At 59.7% G+C, this 1545-nt stretch carries 2 protein-coding genes; both read right to left on the bottom strand.

All coding sequences use genetic code 11. The features are described 5' to 3' along the window. Positions 1 to 288 (bottom strand): hypothetical protein (locus P0D89_RS52825; RefSeq protein WP_408379598.1); only part of this gene is annotated, 288 nt, incomplete at its 3' end. Positions 289 to 554: 266 nt separating this feature from the next. Further along, the coding region (locus tag P0D89_RS52830; protein ID WP_408367182.1) for an ISAs1 family transposase at positions 555 to 1545 on the bottom strand (991 nt) is incomplete at its 5' end.

Genomic DNA, 1545 nt, shown 5'->3' on the forward strand with positions numbered 1-1545 from the left:
CTGCGAAACGCCCCGTGACGTCTTCCAGATCTCTCCGGCCGTGTCGAAAGTCTCTTTCGAGGCCCAGTAGGTGACGACCATGTGATGGTCGTCCGAATCGAGCACATGCCATGCGAGGAGCCCTGGCAGACCGTCCCTGATTTCGGGCTTCGCGTTCTCGCTGACCGTAAAGCCGACGATGTAGGCGACGCGGCCATCCGCCGCGCAAAGCGCGTTCAGTAACGAGCACAACTGCTTCCGCGTACTGTGCTTACTGATGGCGATTGGCATGTCGCCAGACCTTGCCATGTGCGCTGACTCCAGAGTCTCGCCGGCCGAACCGTTTGCCACCGGTCGGTGTTCGCGTTCGTCTCGCGAGCGAATGACGCTCGCCCGCTTTCGATGCTCTTACGATTGCTTGGCGTAGTCTGTGGGCTACCGCACGAGCCTATACGAGCGCCACTGTCTGATACAAAATGCATATATCATGCGTCAGTCCTCGATGACAGCCATCGGCAGCACTCGACCTATTTCGTTGAAAAACCCTGCTTTGGGCCGGGGCCAGGGCCGGAGCATCAAACTCTTGGACGTGGCGTGAGCTGGAGTAACTCGTATAAGTAGTCGGGATTCCAGCCGGCGACCTTGCGACGTGCGGCCACGCTGCGCTTTTTCTTGCCGGATTCGGGCCGCATGCGCAGCAAATTCAAAGTGATGCGGCGCAAGGTGGCGAAATTGGCCGTCGCATTGCGCAAGCGCACGGTGCTGGCGTCCTCGCGGAAGGTCACGTCAAGGCAATGATGCAAGCCATTCTCGATGGCCCAGTGCATGCGGCTCGCCTCAAGTAGGTATTTGGCGTCGGGTGCTGCGGAACTGATCAGGTACTGCGTCTGCGAACTTACCTGGCCAGCGATCTCACGTGTGCGCTCAATGCGCACCAGGCTCTTAAGCTTGGGCCAGCGATGCAGTTCGCTGAGATAGTCCGGCGCTGCCACTGCGACGCAGTGGCGGGTTTCAAGACGACCATGTCCTTTATCCAGCGTCTCGAAGATCGATGGATTCATGTGCACCCAATCGTGGGTTTTGCCGATTCGCATATAGTCCTCAACGGCTTGAGCCAGGCTGGGTTGATTGTCCTTGGCGACCAGCAGATAGTCGCCGCCGCGCTCGGTGATCTCCTGGGCGATGGTCACCTGAGTGCCGATGGCGTCTATGGTCACCAGGCTGCCCTCGAGTGACAGGACGGGCAGCAGAGCCTCAATGGCCGTGATCTCGTTCGACTTTTCCTCGCAACGCTGCTGCGCCAGCACCAGCCCACTCAGACTCGCGTAGGCCGTCACGCTATGCAAGGCACGCACACCCTTGGCGTGCGAGCCCGAACCACGCACACTCTTGCCGTCGATTGCGATGACCGAATGAAGATCCGGACATACCTGGCCTACCCAATTCAGCAGGCACGCATCCAGTTGCTTCGGATCGAGCACCTCGAAGATCCGTCGGATGGTGTCGTGCCCCGGGATGCCATGGGGCAATTCGAGGTATTGCCGAAGCCTCGCTTCGTTGGCAAGC

Source organism: Paraburkholderia sp. RL18-085-BIA-A, from assembly GCF_046027075.1.
GTDB lineage: Bacteria > Pseudomonadota > Gammaproteobacteria > Burkholderiales > Burkholderiaceae > Paraburkholderia.